Below are 25,676 nucleotides of genomic sequence, written 5' to 3' on the forward strand. Positions count from 1 at the left end.
TCCCGCCGGATACCCGGTCGGTGGTCGCGTTCCTCCGGCCGCACCGCGCCGGCTACCGAGCCGAGTTGGCCCGCGCCGTCACGGCGGCGCGGGCCACCCGGTCCGCGAGACGTTCGATCTGCCCACGCAGCTCGTTTAACGGACCCGCCAGATCCAGCCCGTGTGCCATGACGCGGACGCCGCTGCCGACGAGCCGGTACTCCCGTTCCGGCTCGTGGTCGGTCGCGTAGACCAGGTGGCCTTCGGCAAGCCCAAGCGTCGTGCAGTACGCGAGCATCTGGTAAAGGTCCCCGTTCGGCGGCGAGGATCCGCTGGTCCGCTTGTACTTCGCGTCGACGACCCCGAGACACCGGTGCTGCCGCCACCAGGTGATGTCCGGATACATGGGCACCGTGGCGCGCTCGTCGAGGTGCGCCGGGTGCTGGGCCACCACGGTGCCCCCGTGTTCTCTCGTGATCACGTCCCGGAGGACGGCGGTCAACCAGTCCTCGAACACCCTGTTCAGGTCGAAGACGAATCCGCTGGCCCGCACCGTGCCGCTGTGGTGTTCGACGCTGTCGTCGGCGAGGATCAGCCGGGCGAGCCGCAGCGCCGGACCGTACCGGGCGGTGAGCCGGTTGACGGGGACCGGAGGCAACGGCAGGCCAGGCGGCAGCCGGGTGACGTCGGCGAGGGCCTGGCCGAGCCGGTGCAGGCCGCATCGGGCGGCCGCCGGTACGCTGTCGGTGCGGCGTAGCCGGTCGACGGCCGCGCGCAGGATCTGGTTTTCCGGGATGTCGACGGAGTAGTCGTCGTAGCGGACCTCGAGCGGCAGCGCCAGCCCTGGCCGGCGGCGGAGCTGGTCGGCCTCCCGCAAGCGGCCGCGCAGGGTGGGCAGCGTCTCCTCGGCGACCCGGTACCCCTGCAGGACGCCGGGGGCCAGCGCCCGCGACGCGGCTGCGGTGAAGGCCACCGCGACCGCAGGTACGAGCTCATGTTCGGTGGCAAGATCCGCCGGCTCCGGCCGCCAGCCGCTGTCGTCGCGGGCGTGGCCGAGCATCCAGAACAGTCGACCGATCGGCAACTTGGGCCTGACCCTGACCTCGACGGTGTCCTCACCCGCCTGCAACCGCACCACCCCGACCTTGGAGTCGGCGGTTAGGCGTAGCCGCCCGTCGACGGTCAGCGTCGTGGCCACCAGTCCGGTGCCGGCCAGCGCCGGCCCCAGCGCCGCGTCGGTCGGGCCGAAGACCGCCGTCTGGTATTCGTCGAGAACGAACTGCCTCATCCAGGTGATCCGGCCCCGGTCGGGTTGTCGGTGGCGGCACCCAACCGGCGGCGTAGGACGTCCAGGCCGTACCGGGCGCGGATGTCGACCCCATCGCCGAGGTGCCGCTCCTCCAACAGCGGTTCGATCGCGGTACGCCAGATGCGCGCCAACCCGTGCTCGTCGGCGACCCGCGGGTTCATCAGGTACGAGGGGCCGACGGCCGCGTCCCGGTCGCCGATCGCCCGGTTGAGTTCGTCGAGGAGGTCGGCCCGGTCCTCGGGAAGCTGGTTGGCCCGCAGCCAGCGCCGCAGCATGTCCCGGAGCGGCGGTTCGCCGGGAAACAGGGCCTGGAACAGGAACCTACGCCGCATCGCAGCGTCGACGAGGGCGATGGACCGGTCGGCGGTGTTCATCGTGCCGATGACGAACACGTTCGGCGGGAGCTCGAACTCGTCGGTCGGGGAGTACTGCAGTTGGATCCGCCGGCCGCGGTATTCGAGGAGGAAGTACAACTCGCCGAACACCTTGGCGAGATTGGCCCGGTTGATCTCGTCGATGATGAGCACGTAGGGCTGGGCCGGATCGTTCCTGGCGTCCGTCACGAGTTGTTTGAACGGGCCCGGTTCGAGCGAGAACGTGATGCCACCCTGCTGTTCGCCGCGGACCGGCCGGTAACCCTCGAAGAAATCCTCGTACGAGTACGACGGGTGGAACTGGACCAGCCGGTACGCGCCGTCGATGTCGCCGGTGAGAAACTGGGCCAACTCGTAGGCCAGATACGTCTTCCCGGTGCCGGGCGGCCCGTACAGGATGATCTGCTTCTTCTCCCGTAGCAGGTCGACGGTCTCGGTGAGCCATTCGCGGTCGATGAGAAGCCGGTCGGCGAGGGCCGGCGTCGGATCGGGCAACTCGACGTCGACCGGTGCCGCCGCAGTGGCGTCGTCGACCGCCGGCGTTTCCAGGGTCGCCAGGGCGACGAATTCGTCGGTCGCCGGGCCGAGATCGCTGACCGTCATCTGCCCGGCGAGTTTGTTGCGGGCCATCTCCGACAACTGCTCCCGCGCAATCGGCGCGTCCGGGTTGGCCCACCTGACCGCCCGACGGCGGCTCGACAGCCGGTCGGTGGTGGGCGTCCAGGTCACCGGTCCGGTCACGGTGCCGACGTAGAAGCCCTGCCAGTCGACGGTGACGACGACATCGCCCTCCCGCATCCGGTTGAGGAAACGGTCGAGAACGCCGACGCGTACGCCGCGCTGGGCCGCGGAATGCTCCGGCATCCGTTGCCGAAGCAGTTTGTCGAGTTCGGCCTTCGGCGTGTCCGGCCCGATCTCCGGCAGATCGGGGAAGGCGATCGAGCAGTAGCCGTCCTTGAGCCAGTCCGGGACGAGGTTCTGGCCGTGGACCTTCCCACCCCGTACGAGCCAGCCCTGGGCTCCCGTGGTCGTCTCGCCGCTGGTCGCGCCGCGCCATCGGTCGACCAGCGGTGGTGCGTAGAACCGTACGGCCGCGCCGGTCTTCCGCTTCAGCACCTCGGTGAGTTCGGCGAGGTCGCGGTCGATGTCGCCGGTCTTTGCCGGCAGTTCATCCGCGAAAGCGGCCACGATGGCCTTCTTGTTGTCCCGGGACACCACCGCCGGGAAGGTCTCCGGAAAGGCGATGTTGAGCAGCACGTTCCGTTGGCTGTAGGCGCCGTTGACCGGTATTCCGTCCACGACCTCCCGGAACCGCCACGGGTCCCGCAATGCCGCTTCCCGACCGTCTGGCGGCAGGGACTTCCACGCCTGGACGAAGCGGACCAGGAACGCGATCTGCCGGTCCCGCAGCGTCATGTACGCCGTACCGGCGCGGACCAGCCCGGTGTCGAGCAGCCGGTCGAGGTCGGCCGGTATGCCGACCGGGGTGGGTAGGAGTTGGAGAACCCCGGCGATCACGGCTCGTTTCGCGGCGCCGCCGATGTCCCTCGGCAACAGGAAATGCAGATAGAGCAGTTCCGCCATGAGCTGGACCGCCTCGGGCGGCGCCGACGCCATCTGTCCACGCAGTTTCTGGACGAAGGTCTGCTTGCCGGTGTCCGGCTGTTCGACGAAGTGCGTGTACAGCGCGTCGGCCGTACCGCCGGTCCAGATCCTGGCACCGGGTGTGAACAGTGAGCCGTCCTGTTCCAGCCCGGCGGTCAGAATATGTCGCGCGGTGCGGTAAACGGCCTCGTCGTCCACGTGTGCTCCCTTGGTCCGGTCCGTGTTGCAGCCCTGCCGGTGCCGGTCCAGGTGGTGCGAGGGGCCGGGCGACAGTCGGCATCGGCCATTCTGGACCACGCGGCCCGGATCACGTGCCCCTGTCGACCAGCACCGGTTCCGACACGCCGGTGTGGCCGTGCGGGCACGGCTTGGCGCATCTGCGTGCCGACGGGGTTCGGGATGTGGTTGGAGGACGCCGGCTGCCTACGCTTCCTGGCCCACATCGACCAGATCCCGGCCAGGGGGATTGTGGAACGGCCCGGCGAAACGAGACAAGGAGGACCGGCCGGTACGGCTCCACCCGGCTCGCCAGCTACATCACGCAGGGAAGCAGGGCCGTGCCCCTCCGCGGAACTCGAACGCCGCCCGGAGCGGACGCGGCGAGTCGCGTGGTTGTGGCATCGTTCGACCCGATGGGAGGTGACGCAGGTGGATGTGTCGTCCGCGCCGACAAGGTACGCCGAAGCGTTGCGGTTCGCCGCCGAGGTGGTCGATGCGGCCACCCGCCCTCCACACGGTGACCACGGCGACGAGCTTCTGCGCGATCCCTACGCGCAGGAACTGCTGAAACATCAGAGCGACTGGTCGTGGTGCGACAACCGGCAGGATGTCGACCTGGCCGCCGGCGGCGCGCTGCGCGCCACAGTCGAGTACGTCGCCCGTCGGCACGCCGTAGCGCTGCCCGACCACACCGGCCGCGCCGGTGAGCAATGGCCCGACGTCGATGACCGCCTGGCCTGGCTGGAGTCGGCGCTGTGTTTCGCCGTCGAAGCCGCCGAGGAGGCCTGGCCGCACCGGCTGCAGCAGGTCCTGGCCCCCTGGGTACGCCAACGGCTCACCGTCCTGCTGGCCACCACTGACCGGGCAGAGGGGCTGGGCAACCTGGACGCCCGCGTGCGGCGCGCGGTCGTGCCGGCACCGTCCCGCTGACCTCGTACCCAGTCGCTGTCACTGATGGTGTGCTGACACTGCCCACCGGAGTGGAGGACGGGCACCGGACGGCGGTTGCCGAAGCGTTGTCGGCTCTCGGCCTGACCCACACCGAAGAATAGGCCTGCGCAGGGACCGCCGCGTCACCCTCATCACCGCCGCCGACTTCGGCGTGGACCACGCGGCATGGCCAGGATCGAACGAGGTGGTCATCAAGTGGGCCGGCACCGTACCGGCCGACCGCCGTCCCGCCAGCTCACAACGCCGACCTGCAGAAATGCCATAACGTCGGCCTTGCTCGAGATCCACACGAATCGACCACCGGGAAGATGTGCCTTCCCGGGCCGCTCCACGGGCTTGAGTATTCCTCCTGATGTTGTTGTTGGCGTCGCTGCCACCGCCTATGGTGGATGCCAGTTTCGGGGAGGAACAAGACGTGACCACTGATAACAACGCGGCGGTGCCGGTATGGACACTCGCTACGGAGGCCGTGAGCGTGCCGGACGTGCTAGGCGATGAGTGCATGACACCGGATCGACTCGCAGAATTGCGAACAGTGCTGGCAACACTTGCGGATTCCCCCATCGCCACCCTCGAAGCGCACCCGGTGTCAGCCAAACGCGATCGGAACGCCGGAATTCCGCTTCATGCCGCCAGTCCACTCGCTCAGCAATTGTCGCACCTTGTGACTCAGACAGCGAAGTCGGCGCCTCCGACGGCGAACGTCGCCGCTACCGGTGACGTGCTCTACCGAATGGTCGTACCGGCAAAGGTCGCCGCGCAGGTCGGTAAAGGACTTGTCTGGCCCATGGCTTCGAAGGCAGCCGCAGGAGGTATTCGCGGCGCGCTGGTCAACTCCACTGGCCGCATAACGGCTGCTTCCACGTTTGTACCCGTTGCCGGCAAGACCGCTGTCGCGGGTGCGGCAACCGGCTCGGCCACCACAGCTGGTGTGGCCGCGGCCAGCGCCGGAGCGTTGACGGTGGCCGCGCCACTTGTCCTGATGGCCGTCGCGGTCGGCGTCAGCGCCTACGCTGATCAGCAGCGTCAGAAAGCGATCGAGCGGATCGCCGACCTCCTGGAGCAGTTACAGGAAGACAACCTCGAGAACGAACGCAGCGAGTTGGACGGTTGTCGTGACGCGATCGACAAGGCGACGTCGCTTCTCCTCGACCAGGGCAGAATCGGCCTGTCTCTAGGACTGGATTCCTCGTCGTACGCGATCAGCAGGGCGATCGAACGAACCAAGCGTCGGCTTATGAAATGGCAAGGTGTAATAGCTGCGCTGCCCGAAGGTCCGGTTGAAGTCGGCGCATTGACGAAGCCCTTCCCTGGTATCAACGAGGAAGGCGGCATGTTCCGCGCACACCTGGAGCTCGCACGACTCGCCATTGCTCTCAAACGCCGAGTGCTCGTGCTTCAAGCGGTCGAACACGCGCAACTGGTGGAAACGAACAATCCGTTCAAAAGTTTCATCGGCACGCTGCGCGACGACGAACGTCGTGTCGACGAGTTGGAATCAGGCATCAACTCGGTCCTACTCCGACTGTCGACTCTCGAGTTGAAGCGTTACAGCGGTATCCGAAAAATCATGTTCACGCCGGGCGAGGTCGACGACCTACTCAAAACCGCATATCGCCTTCGCGCCCTGGGCGACGGCCTCAACATAGGATCCCACCAAGCCGACGTTGCGATCGAGATCGAACGAAGCAGCGACGGATCGCTCGTAGTGTTCCCTGCGGTCGCCGCCTAACGCTGCAAGTGAGGGAGCGCGCGGGCGACGTCGGCGAGGGAGAGCAGCCCGTCGTGACCGTGGAGCCACCACAGCGCGCCGGCGGGACCGAGACCAGTCTGCGCGGCGTGGTCCCGGCTGGCGGTGGCCACGGGTACGTACCGGTTGTCGTCGCCGAGGCGTTGGTGGAGGCGATGGGCGCGTCGGGCGGAGTGGAGCCAGAACAGGACGGGCCAGCGCGGGCCGCCGTATGCGAGCAGACGGTGGTAGCCGGCGAGTTTGCGGAGCAGTTCGTCGTACTCGAGGAAGAACGGCAGCCGGTGGCACTTGGCGCGCCAGATGGCGTCCCGTCGGGGTGGATGGGGGCGGGGTAGCCGCGTAGTTCGACGGCGGAGTCCGGGGCGGCGAAGGCGCCGGGTTCCCGCAGAGTGCCTCTGACCACACTGGTCCACCGGCTGTCTGTCGGTTGGAAGGCGGTGGGACCTCCGGTTCCCGAGCCGGGAGCCCATCCCCGATCTCCTGCCCTGAGCCTCGAACGACGTGCTGCTCAGGATCTACGCGAAGCGCCCGGACGGCGTGACGCTGGCCCGGCGGGTACTGGAGGCGATCGCGCTGGCTCTGGCGGACAGGCCAGCGCGCGGCTCGTTGCCCGGCTAGGGGCGAACGTGGGCCGGATGAGGCTGCCACAGTTGGTCCGCGCTCTGCCCGAACCGGCCGTCCGTTCTCCGACCGCCCGCCTCGATCTCGCTCGGGGGCAGGGCGAAGGTGAATTGGCCGTCGCCTACTCCGGCACCGTCCGCTGACGGCACACCCGGTCGCTGTCACTGATGGTGCGCCGACACTGCCCACCAGAGTGGGGGCCGGGCATCGGACGGCGGTAGCCGACGCGCTGTCGGCCCTCGGCCTTACCCAGGCGGAAGAATAGAGTGGGTCCGATCAGTGGCCCGGGTTGGTTCACGGTCTCCGGGGATGTGACCTGGGGGATTGGTCGCCGACATATGGACTCCCGCGGCCCGGTTTGACTCGTTGAGTCGATCGTGACGAGCTATTGCCGGCGATCAGCCGGCGTGGCGTACCTCGGCCTGCCAGATGTCGGCCCATGGCCGGCGCAGCCCGACGCAGAGCCAGATCGGGCCACCGTTCTCGTCGTTGTCGACCTCGACCCGCTGGTCGACACGGCCGGCCAGGTTGACGGTGGTGAACCACTGTTGTAACTGGTCGGGACGGTTCCAGCCGACGGCGATCACCACGTCGGCGTCGGCCGGAGGGCGGCCGAAGTCGGCCATGCTGTTGTGTCCGGAGTACGCCGGTGGCAGGCCCCGCGCCGGACCGTAGCGGGCGACGGCGCCGGCCTCGCCGTAGTTGGCGGTGAGGATCACCGCGCGCTGTCGCTGCTCGGCGGGGAGTGCCTGGTGCACGGCGGCGAGGGAGTCGGCGAACGCGGGCCAGCCGATCGTCTCGCCGGCGTCGTAGTTCACGTCGACCACGAAGCCGGGCAGACGGTCGGCGGGCAGGGTGGGCAGCAGCAGCACGCCGTTCGGGGCGACGAACAGCAGCGCACCGGCCACCAGCAGCGTCCGACGCAGCACGCTGGCGCGGCGGGTGGCCCAGGCGGCGGTGACTATAGCGCCGGCGGCGGTGAGCACCAGTAGCAGTGGGGCGTCGTAGTAGCCCTTGCCGCCGGCGAGCAGCACCACGGCGACGACCACCAGCCAGGCCCAGGCCAGCGCCCGGTAGGCCCGCCACTGGGGGCGTCGCAGCAGCGCCACCAGGCCGGCGATCCAGATGGGCACGGCGTAGGGGCTGATGATGACGAACTGCAGGGCCAGTGCGTCGAGCCGCCCACTGTAGGAGCTGTCGCCGCCGGAGATGGATGCGGCCACGGACAACTGCGGGAAACCGTGCGTGGCCTGCCAGACCAGACTGGGCGCGGCGAGCAGCAGGGCGACGCCGAAGCCGGCGAGCACCCACCGGTCGCGCAGTAGCCGGCGGGGCCCGGCGATCGCCACCCCCGCGAGCAGGCCGACGCCCAGCAGCGCGGGCAGCAGCTTGTTGAGCATGCCGGCGCCGAGCACGAGCCCGATGCCGAGCGCCCAGCGGGTGTCGCCGGTGCGCAGTAGCCGGGCCGTGCACAGCGCCGCGGCCAGCCAGACGAGCATGTCGACGGTGGTGGTGCTGAGCAGGTGGCCGCTGGCCAGCACCAGGCCGGAACTGCCGGCGAGGAACGCCGCGAAGGTCTGCGCGCCCCGTCCCGCTCCGAACTCGCGGGCGAGCGCGGCCACGAGCAGAACGCACCCGCCGGCAATGAACGCCGACGGGGTACGCAGCGCCACCAGGTTGCCGGGCGCCACGGCATCGACGAGCCGGGCCAGGGCCGGCACGAGTGGGCCCTGGTCGACGTAGCCCCAGTCGAGGTTTCGGCCGGCGATCAGGAAGTAGAGCTCGTCGCGGTGGTAGCCGTAGCGGTTGGAGAGGACCAGGAGCGTGACGATCACCCCGCCGGCGACCAGCCAGGGACCGTAGGCCCGTGGACCGGGAGCGGGTGGGGCGCTGGCCGGTCCGGGCTCCTCACGGGATGGGCGAGCCAGGTCGGCGACTGATTCGGCCATGTTCCCATGATGGCTGCCAGCCTTCTCGGCCGCTGCCCCAAAAACGTCCTGTCGTCAGTCACGGATCGGTCCCGGTCGAGAGCCGTACAGTCAGGTACCCACGGATACGCCGGAACACCGGGTGGTGTTCCGGACGTTGCCGCCGGGGATGCCCGGCCGGTTTCCGGGCTACGACCTGACCCGGCTCGTCCTCGCCGATGCGGGCGAGCCGGATACCCACGCCAAGGTGCTGCCGGAGCCCGAGATGAGCGAAGCGGGGCTGGGAATGCTCGCCGACTTCGCGGCCGAAACGGCCAGGAACGGCTGGTTGACCATGGAACCTGTCCCGAACGATCACCCGCTGGCAGGTGCGCCACTGATCGAGGAACCACGTGCGGGTCGGGCTCACCGGGGAGGGACGGCGCCGCGAGGAAAAACTCCGGGCGGAGCCGGAGCGGGAACGACGGGATCGATGGACGTCGGCCCCGGCCGTCGCCGGTGGGTCGGGATCGGGCGGCAGGTACGGGACAGGACGTTTCAGTATCGCATGTGAAGATTCAGGTGTGTCCGCTCTCCTGACGGCGTTCGGGTTGTTTCTGGGAGGCTGCTTTGTCGGGGCAGGTCTCCTGGCCCTCGTGACCGGTGCGGCGCCACCATTCCCGGGGGCGAGTCGGGGCTTTGCTGTCTTGTGCCTGCTCAACGGACTGGGGCTCACCCTGGTGCAGGTTGCGGCACACACCACCGGTGCCGTGGCACTGATCTCCATGGCCATCGCGATCGGGAGTATCTGCCTGGGCATATCCCTGGTGACCCACGACGCCCTGATGTCCTGGGACAAGGCCCGAAACTGGGGCAAGGGGCGGAAGCGGAACTCGGCCGGCTGACGTTGGGCACTCGCCGGTCACCCATGACGGTCGTCCGGCGCGGAGACACCGGTACGCTCGGCCGTACAGTCGATCTTGTGGAGGACCCGTGGCCGCCGACTACTCACCGGTTCCCGAACTCAACCTGCTCAAGGCGTTCCAGGACCGGATCGGGTTCGGGCAGTACGCCGACGGGTTTGGCCTTTTCGAGTACGACGACACGTCCGGGCTGGAGGCCGGCTGGTCGGCCGATCCCGACTTCCTCGATCGGCTGGTCCCGTTCGCGCGGGCCACCGACGGCGGATCGTTCTACGCCCTGTGGCGGGTCGACGACCGGGCCGACCTGGCGGGCCTGCCGGTCGTCGTCTTCGGTGACGAGGGCGGCCAGCACGTCGTCGCCCGCGACCTGCGGGAGTTGTTCCGGCTTGTCGGCTTCGACTGCGAGATCACGGTCGGCTGGGACGACGCCTACTTCTACCGCGGCGACGACCACGAGCACCGTTCCGGCCACGCGGACTACGTCGCCTGGCTGGACGAGCACTTCCGGTTGACCCCGGCGGACGACCCGGACGCGGTCGTCGCCACCGCCCGGAACGAGTACGGCGAGCGGTTCGAGACCTGGTCGGCCGGCTTCCTGCCCGAGTGAGGACGCCGGGCCGAGCTCGAGCGAAAAACGAGTGCCGACCGGGCCGCGCGTGTATACCGTGCCCGCCATGTCCCTAGAGGTTCGCCCGCTCGAGGCCGCCGACCTGGCCGCCTGCGGCGTGTTGCTGGCCGAGCGGCACCGCCGCCACCGCGTTGCGCAGCCGCTGCTGTCCCCCCGCTTCGAAGACGTCGACGCCGCCGTCGCCGAGTTGACCGCTGCATTCGAGACCGAGAGCGCGTCCGGTGCGGTCGCGTTCCGCGCCGGCGTACCGGTCGGATTTCTGCTCGGCGCCCCGAAGACGTCGCCGGTGTGGGGGCCGAACATCTGGGTCGAGGCGGCCGGGCAGGCGGTCACCGACGCCGAGGTGATGCGTGACCTGTACGGTGTCGCCGCGACCCGCTGGGTCGACGAGGGCCGTACGGCGCACTTCGTGATCGTGCCGTCCCATGACGAGGACCTGGTCGGTGCCTGGTTCCGGCTGGGCTTCGGCCAGCAGCACGCGCACGCCATCCGACCGCCGGAGAAGGTGGCGGAGCCCTCGGCCGGCGGGGTGTCGGTGCGTCGGGCCGTCCGGGCCGACATCCCGGAGCTGGCCCGGCTCGACCTCGAACTGCCACTGCACCACGGCCTGGCCCCGACGTTCTCGGCCGGCCGGGTCGGGACGGTCGAGGAGAGCCTCGCCGACTGGGAGGACGACATCGACAACGCGGAGTACGCCACGTTCGTCGCCGAACGCGACGGCAAGGTGATCGGCTCCGCGATCGGGTGCGCGTTGGAGAAGTCGAGCAGCCACCTGAGCCTGGCCCTCCCGGACAACGCCGGGTTCCTCGCGTACGCCGCGGTGTATCCGCACGCCCGTGGGGCCGGCGCCGGCCGGGCGCTCGGTGCGGCTGTCATCGACTGGGCCGTCGACAGTGGATTCGACAGCGTGGTCACCGACTGGCGGGTGACCAACCTGCTGTCCTCGCGTACCTGGCCGAGGCTCGGCTTCACCGAGACGTTCCTCCGGCTGCACCGCACGATCGGCTACTGAACCCGCCGCCCGACCACCGGGGCCGGCGACGGGTTCAGCGCGGCTGGGGGCCGATGGTGACGACCCGGGCCCAGTTCGGCGGCGTGTCCGGTACGTAGTCGGGATCCTCCTCGTCCCACGCGGCTCTGTGCCGGGGAAACAGGCCCACCACGGTCCGGCACGGCGGCTGTCGGTCCGGCCAGGGGGTCTGCCCGTCGGTCAGCGCCACGATGACGTCCGGCCGGGGCGTCGCCCGCAGCGCCCTGGCGAAGCCGGTACGCAGGTCGGTGCCGCCGCCACCGACCAGCGGGATGTTCTCGGCGCGGCACACCGGGCGTACCAGGTGGGCCGCGGCATCGCACGACAGCACGGTGACCAGGTCGCGTCGACCGCCCAGTGCGCGGGCGATCGCGGCGACCTCGAGCAGCGCGCTGCCGAGTTCGGAGTCACTGACCGACCCGGACGTGTCGACGACCACCGAGACCCGGGGTGGCCTGCGCCGCAGGCTCGGCAGGACGATGCCGGGCAGGCTGGTGGACCGTCGCGACGGCCGGCCGTACGTGTAGTCCTCGCCCGCACCGGCGCTGGAGGCGGCCGAGCGGACCGCCGCCCCCAGCAGGTCCCGCCACGGCTGCGGCGGGTGGAACGCCTCTTCCGCCCAGCGTCGCCACCCTTTCGGGGCGTCACCCGGTTGTCCCGTGAGGCCCTGCGCGACCCGGAACCGGACCGCGTCCCGTTCCTGGTCGCTGAGCCCGTACGCGCCGTCCGCCCCGAGGTCCCATTCCCGTTCCAGCCCGTCGGCGCCACTGCCACAGTCCAGCCAGACCAGGCCCTGGGTGTGTGGTCCGAGCCGGAACATGGTCAGGTACTCCTCCATCAGCTTCCCCTCGGGCAGCCTCAGGAGAGCCGGGTCGACGGCGCCTTCGGGCCGGGCGAGTCCGTCGCCGTACACGTCGTCGTTGATCTCGCAGTCGGCGGCGATGTTCATCCGCAGCCGTTCACCCCGGCCGGTCAGGCCCTGCTGCGACGCGATCCGGTCGCCGCGACCGTGGTGGTCACGCAGCAGGTGCGAGACCTCGTGCACCCACACGCCGGCCAACTCCTCGACCGGGGTCCGGTCCACGAACGCCGGCGACACGTAGCACCGCCAGTGCCGGTCCACCGCCATCGTCGGCACCCGCGATGACTCCACCGGATGCAGGGCGAACAGCGCCGTCGCCAGGTACGGCCGGACCCGGGCGGCGTGCAGCCGGGCGGTGTAGAGCTTCTGGAGGTCGAGTGCACCCCGTACGGCGGCGGTCATCGGCCGCTCCCGACCGCCGCCGCGACCCGGTCGGCGCGCCGGCTCAGCGACACCACTCCGGTGAGGCGCTCGATCGCCGCCGGGACGTCCCAGTCCGGCTGCCGCAGCGCGGCGAGCGTGGTCGCGGGGACGACCACGAGGTCCGGGGCCCCGGTCTCCAGGGCCCGTACGAGCAGGTTCCACGCCGCGTCCCAGCGGGCCCGGTCCGGACGCTCCCGGACCGCCGCGACCACAGCGTCGAGTACGGCCTGGCGCAGGTCGCCCCGTTCGGGCAGCTCGGCCGTTGCCGGGGCGGCCAGCAGCGTCTCGGGATCGGGAAGGTCCATCCGGTCCAGGCTGGCGAGCAGTTCGAGGCCCGGCCCGTCCCCGACGGTCCCTCTGACCAACATGGACAGGACTTCCCGCGAGGACCCCGCCGCGGTGGCGAACGCGATCAGGCACAGCGCCATCTGCCAACTGCGCGGTGACGGCCAGGGGCCGCCCCGGCGGGCTTCGTTGTTCGGCATCTGGTGCACCAGCGCGGGGCGGCCGGTGAGGAGCCCGCACACCGCCCGACGGGCGTACGCGACCGCCTCGGGCAGCCGCTGCGGGGCGAGCCGGGGCAGTGCCGCCCTGGGCCAGGTCCCGCCGAGGCCGCGTACCACCGTCTCGTGCTCGTACGTCCACTGCAGGTGGACGAACCGGTTGGCCAGGGGCGCACTCAGCTCCCAGCCGTCGGCCGCGGACGACCGTGGATTGGCGGCGGCCACGATCCGGACACCGGCCGGCAGCCGCAGGGCACCGATCCGCCGTTCGAGTACGACGCGGAGCAGGGCGGCCTGGACGGCCGGCGGCGCGGTGGACAGTTCGTCGAGGAAGAGGAGTCCCCGCCCGGCGCGGACCAGGCGTACGGCCCAGTCCGGCGGGGCCATCGGGACGCCCTGCACCGCCGGGTCGTCGCCGACCACGGGCAGGCCGGCGAAATCGGACGGCTCGTGCACGCTGGCGATCACCGTGGTCAGCGGCAGGTCGAGGGCCGTCGCGAGCTGGTTCAGGGCCGCCGTCTTGCCGATTCCCGGCTCGCCCCACAGCAGCACGGGCAGGTCGGCGGCCACGGCCAGGGTCAGTGCCTCCAACTGGATGTCGGGACGCGGCTCGGTGGCGGTGTCGCGCAGGAGGGCAAGCAGGTCGGCGGCGACGTCGAGCCCGGTGTGGTGGGGCGTCGCCGGGGTGACGGACGGGATGGAACTGAGCATGTGGGATCACCTTGGGGTTCGAGTCGGGGCGGCAGCGGTCGCGCCCGTGACGGGGTGGAGATCGGAAGGGTGGGGGAGCGGGCCGCGTCAGCGGGGCAACGCGTGCCGTGGATGGGTCCGGCACTTGCGACGCAGGCGGCGCTGGTCGGGTCGGCGGGCCAGGGCGCCGATGCGTCCGGCGAGTCCGGCCCGGAACAGTCCGTGCCTGACCTGCCGGAGCGCCGCGGTCTCCAACTCGTCCCGCAGAGCACCAGGGCGTAGCAGCGCGTCGGGTCCGAGAACGGCCTCGACGACGGCCAGGGCACCGGCGATGTCGCCGTGGTCCAGGCGGGCCCGTACGTCGACGAGGCACTCCGGGTGCCGGTGGGCGTCGTCGATCGCCTGTAGGCAGGGCAGTGGGGTGCCGGTCAGCGCGGCCAGCAGTTCCTCACGGCGGATCTCGGCCGGGTCGTGGTCGAGCGGGACGAGTACGCCGTCGACGAGGCCGATCCGGTGCCGGGCGCCCCGGCACTCGACGAGCCGCGGAACGTGGTCGCCGTCCGCTGCGTGCGCGGCGTCGGCCGGTGGCCGATCCGGTACGAGGGCCTGCGCCACCAGCGGGTGCAGCCGTTCGGGCCCGATCAGCCCGGCGCGCAGCAACGCCAGGTCGGGTAGCTCCCAGGTCGCCGCGTCGGGCAGCACCGGAAGCCCGCGGACGTGGCCCCCGGCGGGCGCCACCGTGATCCCCGGTCCCGGCGACCCGCCGGTGGTGTTCCCGACGGTGGTCAGGTCGAGGAGCAACCGGCGCCGGGCGCCGATCCGTACGGCGACGGTGCCGGTGGTCCGGCCCTCCGCGCGGAGCAGCAGCCCTGCCTCGTCCGCCCACCGCTCCGTCGCGTAACCGTGGCCTGGCGGCACGAACGGTTCGAGGCCGAGATTCTGGTCGCCGGGACACCGGTCCGCGCCGGCCCGGGTTCGCAGTTCACCCGCCCGGCGCGAGTCCCAGAGGTGGCGGTGCAGGTCGAGGCGGAACCGCCGGTCGGGGTGCGAACCCCGGCCGGCTCCGGGCCGGGACCCGTTCCACAGCGTCAGGCTGATCCGTTGGCCGGCGTCCGCCCAGGCCGGGGGAGTCCGGGCCACCAGGTGGACCGGGTCGCCGTCCGCGCCCTCGGCCGGGCCGTAGCGGGTCAGGGAGATGGTCAGGCCCGGTCGGAGCAGCCCGTCCGGTGCGACCCTGGGCATGTGCCAGCGCAGCAGGTCGGGAGCCAGTTGACGGAGGTCGGTCCGGATTCGCGCCGCGAGTTCCTGCCCGTGGGCGTGGGCCACGGAGCGAAGACTCAGGTCGACATCGACGCGGGCGGCGGCGCACGCTCCGGCCCAGTCGCCGACGGCACGGCGGTCGGTCGCAGATCTGATCATGGACGGCGGGACGGCGAACTCGCGCACGTGCCGCCAGACGAGAAGACGGGAATCCCGGTTCGCGGTAGATGGGCGCATCAGCACTCACCTTGTGCGAACGGGGCCCCCAATCTGAAAGAGGAGGTGTTCATCGGGGGCAGCGTACAACCGCCGCACCCGCCACGCCAGACATGGGGCGGCCGAATGCCGGAACCGCCCCGGGCAGACGCGCCACGAACCGGGGTGGGCACCCGGTCCAGGTACCCACCCCGCTGCCGGAGAGCACTACGCCGTGCGGGTGATCCGGCCGATGGTGACCGGGCGGTCGCTCACCGGGCGCCAGGTGCTCTCGTTGACGCCCCACCAGTGCCCCAGGATGGTGCCGGCACTGTCGGTCCGGAACACCATGTGCCCCTCGCCGAGGCCGTCGTACTCGACCGCGCCGACCGTACGGCTGTCCCGGAAGTCCTGGTGGATGCTGCCCGCGACGCCGTGCGGCTCGCTGGTGCTGTCGAGGACCCGCACCGCCCACTCGATGGTGGCCGGGTTGTTGTCCATGTCGTACGGGGTACGGCCGGCGAAGTACGCGGTGTGGCCGGTGGCCGCGCCGGAGCCGCCGTTGTATCTGATGGCGATGATGTCGCCGACGAACGCGTCGGTCAGCTTGCCGACCCTCTTGACGTGCGGGACGTTGCCGGCGTTGATCGCGTTGTGGTACTGCGCCGAGGTGGGGCTGGTGCTGCCGAAGTGGGTCTGGAAGAAGCTGTTGGTGGCCCAGTCGGCGCCGTACGCCCGCTTGAGCGAGATGGTCACCATCGGCGCGCAGGTGGCCGTGGCGGTGTACGTCGACGGCGAGCCCGGCGTCCCCCACACCATGGCGCTGGACCCGTTCGGGTTGCCGTTGGCGCCCGGATAGTAGTTGCGGGCGGCCTGGCCGGGCCAGGACAACGCCCCCAGCTGCGTCCTGACCTCGTTGGCCGCGATGTAGCCGTTCGCGAAGTAGAAGTCGAAGACGGGGCCGGCGGCGGCCGGTACGGCGGTGGCGGCGGTCAGGGCCGCGACGGCGACGGTGGTGGTGATCGCGGTGCGGGCGGCGCGAAGCGACGACATGGCTCGAACTCCAGACTGTGGTGGGATTCGGGGCTGGTCGCCCCGGGCTGTCCGGTGTCCATGCTCGCCGCCGTGCCACCCCGGACTCTTCCGGGAAATCCCTAGCGCCGGGGAAACGACGTGACCGGCCACGCGCCCCCGGAGGAAGCGCATGGCCGGTCGGTCCCGGCGCCGACCCCGGCGGGCCGGCGCCGGAACTGGGATCAGCTACCGGTGATCGTGAAGCCCGATCCCGGCTGGATCACGATGTTGCCGTCGGCCGAGTCGGTGATGGTCACGTTCGTCAGCCGGGCGCTGCCGCGGGCACCGCCCATCGCCAGGATGCCGGCCCCGTTGTTCGACTTGTCGATGCGTACGTTCGTGATCGCGACGTTCGGAATGGACCCGCCGCCGGTCTTGAACTGGATGCCGTCGTACGTGGAGTCGTGGATGTCGGTGTCCCGGATGGTGACGCCCGGGATGTCCAGGCCCGCCGCGAAGAGCGTGATCGCCCCGAACTCCTGGTCCTCGTTCCAGAAGGCGCCACCGGTGCGGTAGAGCCCGTTGTTGGCGATCAACGTCTGCCCGGAGAACGGCAGCGGGCTGTGGTCGGTCGCCAGCATGATGCCGGGGTAGTTCATGGTGTCGTAGACCAGGTTGTTCTCGATCTTGTTGTCGTAGCCGCCGTAGATGGCGATGCCGTTGGCCCGCCAGGGCAGCTGGATGGTGTTGTTGAGGAACTGGTTGCTGTGTCCGATGTCGACGGACGTGTCCTTGACGTACGGGTTGGCCCAGACCGCCAGGGCGTCGTCGCCGGTGGTGCGGAACGAGGAGTTGAAGACCCGCGAGTTGCGGGTGCCGTTGGAGAAGTTGATGCCGTCGGCATAGGTGTTGCGGATCCGCATCCCGCTGAACTCCAGCCCGTCGCCGGGGTTCCACAGCTCGGGGATGTTGCTGTAGTCGCGGCCGACCCAGGCACCGACGTTGGCGTGCTCGATCCAGACGTTGCTGATCCGGGTGTTCTTGCCGAACCGCCCGTTCAGGCCGACGCCGCCCTCGGCACCACCCGGCCCGCCCCGAATCCGGCCGGAGCCGAAGATCGCGATGTCGGAGATCTGGGTGTTGTCGTCGATGTCGAACCCGAAGTTGCCCTCGTGCGGGTGGTTGATGCCGCCGACCACCAGGTGCGGCTCGGTCAGCGTGTAGAGCTGGGAGTGCCACATCCCGGCGCCGCGGATGGTGACGTTGCGGATGCCGACCTGGTTGTGGGTGCCCCGGTTCAGCGGGTCGTCGGTCAGGATCTTCTGCTCCTGCCGCCACTGGCCCGGCGGGATCCACACGCAGCTGATGACACCGTTCTGGTCGTCGGTCACCGCCCGCTGCAGCGCGGCGGTGTCGTCGAGACCGTCGTTGGGCACCGCGCCGTACTCGGTGATCGACGTGCACTCGGCCGGCTTGCTCGACGGCGGCGCCACCTGCTCCAGGTCGACGAAGTCGATGATGTAGAAGGAGGCGGTGTCACCGGCGTCGCGCTGCAACTTGAACCGGGTGCCGGGCGGGTACGACTGCCCCAGCAGCGCGTTCGACTCGTCGAACAGCCGCCGGGCGTCGGCCTGCGGGGTGTTCGTCAGCCCCTCCGGGTCGTCGGTGTTGCCGTACAGCCAGCTGTGCCGTGACGACAGGGTCAGCTTCCGGTTGAACGTGCCGTTGATGTAGAGGCTGATGCTGGCCTCGATGCCGCCGCCGTTCGCGGCGTCCGGGATCGAGTTGCGGACCACGATCGAGTTGGCCTGGTTGGTGGAGGTGAACTCGACGAACTGGCCCGTGCTGTTGAGCCGCACCGACTCGCGCCCGGAGGACTCGGTGGCGAAGTTGGTGTGCCCGAACGTACGCAGCGGGTCGGCCTGCAACAGGACACCCTGGTAGTTGGCGTCCTCGGCCTCGTACGACACCCACGGCACGGCCGCACCGCGGCCCACCACGATCGACCGGGTGAAGGTGTTGTTGCCCTCGTTGGTCTCGGTGACCGTGTTGGTGGCGTCGGCGGTCGCGGTGATGGTCGCCCCGCCGCTGGTCGCGGTCCAGGTGCCGCTGACCGCCACGTTGACGGTCGCGCCGGCGGCGACGGCCGGGGTGGTGCCGTTCAGCGTGGTGCCACCCACCGTCAGCCGGGTGACCGTGCCGGCGGCCGCGCCGGTGGTGCCCCGGTTGTTGACCGCGACGGTGAACGAGACCGCAGCGCCGACCGCCGGGTTCGGAGGGTTGGACGTGATTCCGAGCACCTGCAGGTCCGGGCCGGGCGCCTGGGCGACGACCAGCGGCGTCGGGTTGGCGGCGGTGTTGTTGCCCTCGTTCTGCTCGACGATGGTGTTGGCCGGGTCGACCCGGGCGCTGACCGTGTAGGAGCCCTGCGCCAGGGTGCCGATGACCCGGCTGACCGGCAGCGAGCCGCCGGCGGCGATCGGACCGATGTCGGCGCTGGCCTTCACCACCCCGCCCAGCAGGAAGTCCAGCCGGGTGTTGCCGGACACCCGGTCGCCGGTGTTGTTGACCGTGGCGGTGAGGCTGAGGTTCGTCGTCTCCGACGGCGACGCCGGGGACCACGACACGTTCGTGACGGTCAGGTCCGGGTTCGGGGCCGGGGTGCCGCAGACCTCCAGCTCGGCCACCTGGCCGGCCGGGGCGCCGGTGTTGGAGTTGAAGCGCAACTGCACGTCCGCGGTGGTCGCGGTGACCGGGACCCGTACGACGTTGACGCCCTGGACGAACTGGTAGTTCGCCGCCGCCACCAGGCTGGTGTAGGTGGTCGAGCCCTGGTCGCGGCCGAGGATCTGGAAGTTCTGGGTACGGGTGCCCCAGGACGGGTCAGGGTTCAGCTTGACGGTGACCGCGCTGACGGCGTGGTTGGCGCCCAGCGCGACGGTCAGGTTCTGCGGGGAGCCGGCCGCCCCCTCCCAGTAGGTGCCGAGCTGGCCGTCGTTGGCCTTCTCCGGGGTGAAGGTGAACGTGGACCCGCTCGCCGTCATCGTCTTGCCCTGGGCGACGTTGACGCAGGTCGGCGGCTGGGTGCCGGTGCGGGTGGTGGTGTTGCCGAACGCGGACAGGTTGCCGGCGCCGTCACGGGCCCGGGCCTGGTAGGAGACGGTCGCGGTCGGCGGCTGGCTGTCCTGGTGGGTCAGCACGGTGCCGAGCGTCGCGATCAGGTTGCCGTCGCGGTAGACGTTGTAGCCGGCCAGCCCGCTGCCGCCGGTGTCGGTGGAGGCGCCCCAGGTCAGCGTGATGGTGTTGCCCGAGGTGCTGTGCGACAGGGTGCCGGGCACGGTCGGCGGGATGCTGTCGGTGCCGGTACGGGTCACCGTGTTGCTGTTGCCGGACCGGTTGCCGGCGTTGTCGCGGGCGCGTACGTAGTAGCTGACCGTCGCCGCCACCGGCTGGGTGTCGGCCCAGGTGGTGACGGTGCCGACGCTGTGGACCAGGGCGCCGTTGCGGTAGATGTCGTAGCCGGCCAGCCCGCTGCCGCCGGCGTTGTCGGTCGACGCGCCCCAGTTCAGGGTGATCGTCGTACCGGAGGCGGTGTAGGACAGGGTGCCCGGCACGCTCGGCGGGGTGGTGTCGGTGCCGCCGCCGGGGCCGTAGATCTCGACCTCGGAGAGCTGCCCGGCCGGCCAGGCGCTGTTCGCGGTGATGTTGATCCGGACGTAGCGGGTGGTGGTCCGGTTGAAGGTGATGGTCACCGAGTTGCCGGCCACGGCCGGGTCGAAGGTGTACGTACGGGAGGCGACCACGTCGGTGAACGTCGACCCGTTGGTGCTGCCCTGCACGCTCAGCGTCTGGGTACGGGTGTTCCAGCCGGCGGTCGGCAGCTTGAGCACGACCCGGTCGACGGCGGTGGCGGTGCCGAGGTCGACGGTCAGCCACTCGGGGAAGGAGTGGTTGGTGCTCTCCCAGTAGGTGCTCTGGTTGCCGTCGACCGCCCGCGACGAGGCGTAGACGTCGGCGTGGCCGCTCTCGGTGGTGGGGCGGCCCTGGGCGAGGTTGGTGGTCGAGCCGGTCGTGGTGCCGTAGACCTCGAGTTCGGCGAGTTGCCCGGCCGGCCAGCCGGTGTTGGCGGTGATGTGGACCCGGACGAACCGGGTGCTGGTCGCCGGGAAGTCGATGGTCACCGTGTTGCCGCTGGCCGGGTTGAAGACGTGGCCCTGCGGCGTGGTGATGTTGGCGAAGCTGACCCCGTCCTGGCTGCCCTGCACGGCCAGGGTCTGGGTGCGGGTGCCCCAGCCCGGCGGCAGCTTCAGCACGACCTGGTCGACGCCGGTGCTGCCGCCGAGGTCGATCTGGGCCCACTGCGGGAAGGCGTTGTTGGTGCTCTCCCAGTAGCTGCCGGCGTTGCCGTCGTTGAGGTTGCCGGCCGGGTTCTGGCCGTTGGTCGAGCTCACGGCGGTGGTCTTGCCGAGCGCGAGGTTGGGGCCGCCGGCCGCGTGCGCGACGGCGGTGCCTCCCACGGTGGCGATCACGGCGGCCGCGACCGCTGTCGCCACCGCCCTGATCAGAGCGGATCGTCTCATCACTGTCCTTTTCGCTGTCGGGACGGTTCGGCCGGTGGCGCGGGGGCCACGGGCGCGGGGGTGTGCCGGCGCGGGGCCGGGGTGGGCCGCGAACGGCGAGCGGGACCGGATGGTGTTCACGGGCGGGATGGGTGCGGTGCTGGGTGGGCACCCCCGGGGCCGGGGTGGGGGCGACCAGCCGGTGCGTACGGCAGCCGAAGGCATCACCGGGCCTTGTCCGGGACGGAGGAGAGGGGCGGCCACCGTGGGTGTCCGCGTGGGAAATTGCGCCAGCCTGCTTTGAAACAAGCATGGCTTTGTTTGAATCTTTCGTTGCTTGGGGGCGAACTTTACCGACGTGCTACGAAGGCGTCAACGGCGTGATGTCGATGGATGTCTAGGGCGCGGTCAGCTCCCGCTGGAGCAGCAGGGTGTCGATCCACCGGCCGTGCTTGAAGCCGACCGCCCGGAGCCGGCCGGCGTCGACGAACCCCAGGCGGCGGTGCAGGGCGGCCGAGGAGGGGTCGCCCGTGTCGGCGATGACCGCGATCATCTGCCGGCAGCCCGCTGCGGTGGCCCGGCTGGCCAGTTCCGACAGCAGGGCGGTGCCGATGCCGTGGCCGGTCGCGGTCGGCGCGAGGTAGACGGTGTCCTCCACCGTGTGCCGGTAGGCCGACTTCGGTCGCCACGGGCCGGCGTAGGCGAAGCCGACCACGTCCCCGCCGGCCTGCGCGACGAGGAAGGGGAGACCCCGGGCCGCCAGGTCCCCGTGCAGCCGGGACCACTCGTCGACGGTCGGCGGGATCTCGGTGAAGGTGGCGACGGTCTGCTCGACGTAGTGCTTCATGATCTCGGCGACCGCGGTGAGGTCGGCCGAAGTGGCGGGGCGGATGGTCGCTGGAGGCGTCGACACGGGCGTCTCATTTCTCTATAGTGAAATGGAACGCTATTATAGTGAAATGCTCGATCTGGTGAAGCTGGGCGCCCGGGTGCAGGAACTACGCCGCGACCGGGGCATGACCCTCGCCGAGGTGGCCGACGCGGCCGAGGTGAGCGTGAGCATGCTGTCCTCGGTCGAACGCGGCCAGAAGGTGCCGACCGTCGTGGTCCTCGCCCGCATCGCCGACGGGCTCGGCACCAGCCTGGCCGACCTCGTCACCGAGGCCGAGCACGTACGCGTCGTCGTCCGCCGCGCCACCGAGCAGGACACGGTCGAGGAACCCGGCGGATGGCGGCGGACCATCGTCAGCCCCGTGGTGCCCGGGGTGAACTTCGAGTGGATACGCACCACCCTGCCCGCCGGCTGCGACGCCGGCGAGTTCCCCGCCTACGCGCCCGGCTCCCACGAGTTCGTGGCGGTCGAACACGGCACCCTGCGGCTGAGCCTCACCGACCGGGTGGTCGAGCTGCGGGCCGGCGACTCCGTCTACTTCGCCGCCGACACCCCGCACGCCTACGCCAACCCCGGCACCGAGCCGTGCACCTACCACGTGGCGGCACTGATCATGCGACCCCGGACCGCGCGTACCCGCCCGGACGGACCGGCGGCCGGGCACCCGGGCGGGCCGGTGGGCGTCAGGCGCCCGGTTGGTACGCCGCCAACGCCTTGAGCAGCAGGTCGACCAGCTCGCGGCAGTCGGCCTCGCTGATGGTGAGCTGGGGCAGCAGCGGCAGCACCCCGAGCGAATAGCTGGTCAGCAGCCCCTGGTCACGGCAGGCCAGCCGGAACCGGTTCACCTCCCGCACCCGCCACGGCTCGCCGTTCTCGTCGACCAGTTCGATGCCGAGCAGCATCCCCTCGCCGCGTACGGCGCCCAGCCGCGGCTCCGACTCCGCCGCCGCGGCCAGCATCGCGACCAGGTCGGCGCTGCGCCGCCGTACGCCGTCGAAGAAGCCGTCGGCGGTGAGGACGTCGAGTACGGCCAGCCCGGCCGCCGCCCCGAGCGGGTGGCCGTCGGTGGTGGAGCCGTTGGGGAAGCCGAGCCGCACCGGCGGGTGGGTCAGCGCGTCGAAGACGTGCGACCCGACGGCGAGCACGGCCAGCGGGAAGTAGCCGGCGCTCAGCCCCTTGCCGAGCACCAGCATGTCCGGCACCTCGGTCAGCCGCTCGATGTACGTCATCGCGCCGACCCGGCCGGCGCCGGTGGTCACCTCGTCGGCGATGGTGTGGATGCCGCGCCGCCGGCACTCGACGATCAGCGTCTCCAGGTAGTGCGGCGGCGCCGGCAGGAACGAGGTGCCGGAGACCGGCTCGAACATGACCGCCGTGACGTGGTCGGTGCCGACCGACTCGATGGCGTCGAGGACCGGCCGGACGCACCCACCGGTGCAGGCGCCGGGCTCGCACGACACCGGCGGCGGGGTGGTGACATGCACGACGTGCTGGTCGACCGGCGCGGAGTAGTCGTGCAGGACCGGCTCGTCGGTCAGCGCCGTCGCCAGCGGCCCGGTGCCGTGGTAGGCGCTGTGCAGGGCGATCACGGTGTGCCGGTCGGTCTCGCCGGTCATCCGCCGGTAGAACCGGGACAGCATCGCCGCCGACTCGGTCATCTGGCTGCCGGTGTTGCCGAACCGGATGTGCCGCAGCGGCGCCGGCAGGGTGGCCGCGAGCGCCGCGGCGTAGTCCACGGTGGACTGCGGCGGGTGCTCGTAGCGCATCACGGTGCCGGACGGCAGCACGTCGAGTTGGCGGGCCATCGCCCGCTTCACCGGCTCGCAGGAGTAGCCGAGGGTGACGTTCCACATCGACGACCGGGCGTCGAGGTAGCGCCGGCCGCCGGCGTCGACCACGTGGCTGTCCGCCCCGCTGACCAGGAACATGTCCGGATCGTTGTCGCGCAGGAACTCGCCCATCGGGGTCAGGCCGTGCCAGACGGCGTACCCGCTGCTTTCGATCATGGGTTCTTCCTCCGCAGGTCGGGGGCGAAACTGTGCAGGGCCGCGTCGACGATCCGGTCCACGTCGGGCAGCAGGGGAGCGAGCAGGGTCGGGCTGACCGGCGCCGGCACCGGGGCGCCGGTCAGCAGGTCGATCCGTCCGGGGTCGGCCGCCCCGGTCTGGACCAGGTGCAGGGCGAGGTCGGTCATCACCGAACCGGAGCGCGGCTCCTCGTCGACGAGCAGGACCGGCCGGTCCGGCAGGACCATCGCGGCCACCCCGTCGCGGTCCAGCGGTGCCGCCGTACGCAGGTCGACGACCCGGGCGTCGACGCCCTGCCCGGCCAGCCGGTCGGCGGCGCGCAGGCAGGCGGCGACCGTGTTGCCGATGCCGACCATCGTCAGGTCGGCGCCGGCCCGGGCCAGCCCGGCGACCCCGAACGGCAGCGCGGCCGGCGACGGCTCGGGCTCGGGCAACTCCGCCCAGTCCGGGGTGAACAGCAGCGGCGACTCCAGCACGACCACCGGGTCGGGATGGGTCAACGCGGTCCGCAGCAGGCCGGCGAGCGAGTTCGGCGACCCGGGTACGGCGACCACCAGGCCGGGGATCCGGCTCAGCAGCCCGTACGGGGCGTGCTCGTGCTGGGCGCCGAGGTGCTCACCGCCCCGGCTGAAGCCGCGGACGACCAGCGGCACCGAGAACTGCCCGCCCGACATGTAGCGCCAGGTGGTGACCTGGTTGACCAGCTGGTCGAAGGCGCTGTAGAGGAAGGCGATCCGGGCGATGCTGACCAGCACCCGCCGGCCGGTCAGGGCCATGCCGAGCGCCATGCCCAGCATCGCGTTCTCGGCGATCGGCATCCGGACCATCCGGTCGCCGCCGTACCGCGCGACCAGGTCGTCCTGCTGGTAGGTGCAGAACATGCTCATCGTCGGCTGGGCGGTCAGCGCGTCACGGACCGCCGCCCCGATCGGGTGCGGGCGGCTCACCGGGCCGCGCCGATCAGCGCGTCGCCGGTGACCGTGATCCCGGTCGCGGCGGTCGCCGGGGCGGGCCCACCGGCGTCGACCACCCGGCGGATCAGCGCGTCCGTCCCGGCGGCGACCTCGGCACGCAGCGCGGTCAGGTCGGCGGTGATCCGGTCGGCGGCGACGGTGAGCGGGTCGCGGGCCAGCCAGCGTTCGCGTTCGGCCGCCGGGCGGTATTCCGCCGGCGGCCGTGGACCGAGCTGGGAGTGGAAATGCCGCAGGTAGGTGTGGGCGACCAGCACCCCGACCCCGCCACCGTCCCGGCAGGCGGCGAGCGCGCCGGTGGCCGCCTCGTGCACCGCCTCGACGTCGTTGCCGTCGACCTCGACGTGCGGCAGCCGCAGGCCACGGACGAGTTCGGTCGGCGTGAGGTGGCGCACCAGCGGGCTGGCGGTGCGGTCCTGCCAGCCGTTGTCCTCGCAGACCACGAGCAGCGGCAGCCGCTGCGCGGCGGCGATCATCAGGGTCTCGTACGCGCCACCGGCGCTCAGCGCCCCGTCGCCGCAGAAGACGATCACGGCCCGGCCGGCGCCGTCGAGCTTCGCGGACATCGCCGCGCCGGCCGCGATCGGGAGCTGGGCCGCGACGATCGACGTCGACCCGAGCAGGTGGTTGGCCCGGTCGGCGAGGTGCATCGAGCCGGACTTGCCGCCGCAGACCCCGCCGTCGCGGCCGAGGATCTCGCGCAACAACGGCTCGGGCGGGCTGCCGGCGGCGAGGGCGTGACCGTGGCAGCGGTAGAAGCTGACCACCCACTCGTCCGGCCGGCGGGCGGCGAGGACGCCGACGGCGACGGCCTCCTGGCCGGTGTAGGGATGTGTCGCGCCGGGCACGAGCCCCTGCCCGGCCAACCGCAGCACGCCCTCTTCGAAGAGTCGGATTTCGAGCATGGCGCGGTATGCGGACAACAGATCCATGGTGCGGTCCCGTCAGGAGTTCGTTGGCTTGCGTGGTGCGGTTCCGGGCGGA

General features: G+C 71.0%; 19 protein-coding genes. 7 read left to right on the plus strand and 12 right to left on the minus strand.

The annotated features are described in order from the left end of the window. Nucleotides 1–52: 52 nt before the first annotated feature. Together AB0M79_RS25380 and AB0M79_RS25385 are read right to left on the minus strand one after the other, a co-directional pair. Nucleotides 53–1,267 (minus strand): restriction endonuclease, encoded by a 1,215-nt coding sequence (locus AB0M79_RS25380; protein WP_364218020.1) that lies wholly within the window; start codon nucleotides 1,265–1,267, stop codon nucleotides 53–55. After that, a complete protein-coding gene (locus tag AB0M79_RS25385) occupies nucleotides 1,264–3,465 on the minus strand; it encodes an AAA family ATPase (RefSeq protein ID WP_364218022.1) in 2,202 nt (733 codons plus the stop codon). The genes AB0M79_RS25380 and AB0M79_RS25385 overlap by 4 nt, the downstream gene beginning before the upstream one ends. 450 nt (nucleotides 3,466–3,915) lie before the next feature. Here AB0M79_RS25385 and AB0M79_RS25390 point away from each other — a divergent pair, with 450 nt between their 5' ends. Continuing rightward, nucleotides 3,916–4,416 (plus strand): hypothetical protein, encoded by a 501-nt coding sequence (locus AB0M79_RS25390; protein WP_364218024.1) that lies wholly within the window; start codon nucleotides 3,916–3,918, stop codon nucleotides 4,414–4,416. A gap of 373 nt (nucleotides 4,417–4,789) precedes the next feature. Beyond that, nucleotides 4,790–6,169: a hypothetical protein gene (locus AB0M79_RS25395; RefSeq protein WP_364218026.1), complete on the plus strand. Its 1,380-nt coding sequence runs from the start codon at nucleotides 4,790–4,792 to the stop codon at nucleotides 6,167–6,169. A gap of 1,037 nt (nucleotides 6,170–7,206) precedes the next feature. Here AB0M79_RS25395 and AB0M79_RS25400 read toward each other — a convergent pair. Further along, nucleotides 7,207–8,757, minus strand: a complete 1,551-nt coding sequence (locus tag AB0M79_RS25400) for a glycosyltransferase family 39 protein (RefSeq protein ID WP_364218028.1) — start codon at nucleotides 8,755–8,757, stop codon at nucleotides 7,207–7,209. A gap of 121 nt (nucleotides 8,758–8,878) precedes the next feature. On the opposite strand from AB0M79_RS25400, the gene AB0M79_RS25405 reads away from it, so the two are divergent. From AB0M79_RS25405 to AB0M79_RS25420, 4 genes are all read left to right on the plus strand, one after another. Then, nucleotides 8,879–9,289, plus strand: a complete 411-nt coding sequence (locus tag AB0M79_RS25405) for a hypothetical protein (protein ID WP_364218030.1) — start codon at nucleotides 8,879–8,881, stop codon at nucleotides 9,287–9,289. Nucleotides 9,290–9,299: 10 nt separating this feature from the next. Beyond that, complete coding sequence (locus AB0M79_RS25410; RefSeq protein ID WP_364218032.1) at nucleotides 9,300–9,620, plus strand: hypothetical protein; 321 nt, start codon at nucleotides 9,300–9,302, stop codon at nucleotides 9,618–9,620. A gap of 88 nt (nucleotides 9,621–9,708) precedes the next feature. Continuing rightward, nucleotides 9,709–10,245 (plus strand): hypothetical protein, encoded by a 537-nt coding sequence (locus tag AB0M79_RS25415; RefSeq protein WP_364218034.1) that lies wholly within the window; start codon nucleotides 9,709–9,711, stop codon nucleotides 10,243–10,245. 67 nt (nucleotides 10,246–10,312) lie between these two features. Next, a complete protein-coding gene (locus AB0M79_RS25420) occupies nucleotides 10,313–11,278 on the plus strand; it encodes a GNAT family N-acetyltransferase (protein ID WP_364218036.1) in 966 nt (321 codons plus the stop codon). Between the two features lie 34 nt (nucleotides 11,279–11,312). On the opposite strand, the gene AB0M79_RS25425 is transcribed toward AB0M79_RS25420, so the two are convergent. The 6 genes from AB0M79_RS25425 to AB0M79_RS25450 all read right to left on the minus strand — a co-directional run bounded on the left by AB0M79_RS25425 (nucleotide 11,313) and on the right by AB0M79_RS25450 (nucleotide 21,715). Further along, nucleotides 11,313–12,560, minus strand: a complete 1,248-nt coding sequence (locus tag AB0M79_RS25425) for a VWA-like domain-containing protein (RefSeq protein ID WP_364218038.1) — start codon at nucleotides 12,558–12,560, stop codon at nucleotides 11,313–11,315. After that, nucleotides 12,557–13,795, minus strand: coding sequence for a MoxR family ATPase (locus tag AB0M79_RS25430; RefSeq protein ID WP_364218040.1), 1,239 nt, complete (start codon nucleotides 13,793–13,795; stop codon nucleotides 12,557–12,559). Before AB0M79_RS25430 ends, AB0M79_RS25425 begins: the two co-directional genes overlap by 4 nt. 87 nt (nucleotides 13,796–13,882) lie before the next feature. Beyond that, nucleotides 13,883–15,271, minus strand: coding sequence for a hypothetical protein (locus tag AB0M79_RS25435; RefSeq protein WP_364218042.1), 1,389 nt, complete (start codon nucleotides 15,269–15,271; stop codon nucleotides 13,883–13,885). Between the two features lie 186 nt (nucleotides 15,272–15,457). After that, nucleotides 15,458–16,282: a hypothetical protein gene (locus AB0M79_RS25440; RefSeq protein ID WP_364218044.1), complete on the minus strand. Its 825-nt coding sequence runs from the start codon at nucleotides 16,280–16,282 to the stop codon at nucleotides 15,458–15,460. Between the two features lie 203 nt (nucleotides 16,283–16,485). Beyond that, nucleotides 16,486–20,823, minus strand: a complete 4,338-nt coding sequence (locus AB0M79_RS25445) for a discoidin domain-containing protein (RefSeq protein ID WP_364218046.1) — start codon at nucleotides 20,821–20,823, stop codon at nucleotides 16,486–16,488. Between the two features lie 376 nt (nucleotides 20,824–21,199). Continuing rightward, on the minus strand, nucleotides 21,200–21,715 hold the full coding sequence (locus tag AB0M79_RS25450; protein ID WP_364218048.1) for an N-acetyltransferase family protein: 516 nt from the start codon (nucleotides 21,713–21,715) through the stop codon (nucleotides 21,200–21,202). Nucleotides 21,716–21,761: 46 nt separating this feature from the next. On the opposite strand from AB0M79_RS25450, the gene AB0M79_RS25455 reads away from it, so the two are divergent. Continuing rightward, nucleotides 21,762–22,412, plus strand: a complete 651-nt coding sequence (locus AB0M79_RS25455; protein ID WP_364218050.1) for an XRE family transcriptional regulator — start codon at nucleotides 21,762–21,764, stop codon at nucleotides 22,410–22,412. On the opposite strand, the gene AB0M79_RS25460 is transcribed toward AB0M79_RS25455, so the two are convergent. Genes AB0M79_RS25460 through AB0M79_RS25470 form a run of 3 tightly spaced genes read right to left on the minus strand, consistent with a single transcriptional unit; the run spans nucleotide 22,378 to nucleotide 25,624 of the window. Next, nucleotides 22,378–23,700 (minus strand): aspartate aminotransferase family protein, encoded by a 1,323-nt coding sequence (locus AB0M79_RS25460; protein WP_364218052.1) that lies wholly within the window; start codon nucleotides 23,698–23,700, stop codon nucleotides 22,378–22,380. The two genes, AB0M79_RS25455 and AB0M79_RS25460, sit on opposite strands and share 35 nt — an antisense overlap. Beyond that, a complete protein-coding gene (locus tag AB0M79_RS25465) occupies nucleotides 23,697–24,668 on the minus strand; it encodes a transketolase C-terminal domain-containing protein (protein WP_364218054.1) in 972 nt (323 codons plus the stop codon). Before AB0M79_RS25465 ends, AB0M79_RS25460 begins: the two co-directional genes overlap by 4 nt. Continuing rightward, the gene (locus tag AB0M79_RS25470; protein WP_364218056.1) at nucleotides 24,665–25,624 is read right to left on the minus strand and encodes a thiamine pyrophosphate-dependent dehydrogenase E1 component subunit alpha; all 960 of its coding nucleotides are present in this window, start codon (nucleotides 25,622–25,624) and stop codon (nucleotides 24,665–24,667) included. The genes AB0M79_RS25465 and AB0M79_RS25470 overlap by 4 nt, the downstream gene beginning before the upstream one ends. Nucleotides 25,625–25,676 lie beyond the last annotated feature (52 nt).

Origin of the sequence: Polymorphospora sp. NPDC051019 (genome assembly GCF_040683055.1) — a bacterium.
Classification (GTDB): domain Bacteria; phylum Actinomycetota; class Actinomycetes; order Mycobacteriales; family Micromonosporaceae; genus Polymorphospora; species Polymorphospora lycopeni.

Bases quoted from the DNA above. Each gene is read 5' to 3' on its own strand.
- AB0M79_RS25430 (WP_364218040.1), bottom strand. From the start codon at position 13,795: ATGCTCAGTTCCATCCCGTCCGTCACCCCGGCGACGCCCCACCACACC.
- AB0M79_RS25455 (WP_364218050.1), top strand. From the start codon at position 21,762: ATGCTCGATCTGGTGAAGCTGGGCGCCCGGGTGCAGGAACTACGCCGC.
- AB0M79_RS25420 (WP_364218036.1), top strand. From the start codon at position 10,313: ATGTCCCTAGAGGTTCGCCCGCTCGAGGCCGCCGACCTGGCCGCCTGC.
- AB0M79_RS25440 (WP_364218044.1), bottom strand. From the start codon at position 16,282: ATGTCGTCGCTTCGCGCCGCCCGCACCGCGATCACCACCACCGTCGCC.
- AB0M79_RS25380 (WP_364218020.1), bottom strand. From the start codon at position 1,267: ATGAGGCAGTTCGTTCTCGACGAATACCAGACGGCGGTCTTCGGCCCG.
- AB0M79_RS25425 (WP_364218038.1), bottom strand. From the start codon at position 12,560: ATGACCGCCGCCGTACGGGGTGCACTCGACCTCCAGAAGCTCTACACC.
- AB0M79_RS25400 (WP_364218028.1), bottom strand. From the start codon at position 8,757: ATGGCCGAATCAGTCGCCGACCTGGCTCGCCCATCCCGTGAGGAGCCC.
- AB0M79_RS25470 (WP_364218056.1), bottom strand. From the start codon at position 25,624: ATGGATCTGTTGTCCGCATACCGCGCCATGCTCGAAATCCGACTCTTC.
- AB0M79_RS25395 (WP_364218026.1), top strand. From the start codon at position 4,790: ATGTTGTTGTTGGCGTCGCTGCCACCGCCTATGGTGGATGCCAGTTTC.
- AB0M79_RS25445 (WP_364218046.1), bottom strand. From the start codon at position 20,823: ATGAGACGATCCGCTCTGATCAGGGCGGTGGCGACAGCGGTCGCGGCC.
- AB0M79_RS25435 (WP_364218042.1), bottom strand. From the start codon at position 15,271: ATGCGCCCATCTACCGCGAACCGGGATTCCCGTCTTCTCGTCTGGCGG.
- AB0M79_RS25460 (WP_364218052.1), bottom strand. From the start codon at position 23,700: ATGATCGAAAGCAGCGGGTACGCCGTCTGGCACGGCCTGACCCCGATG.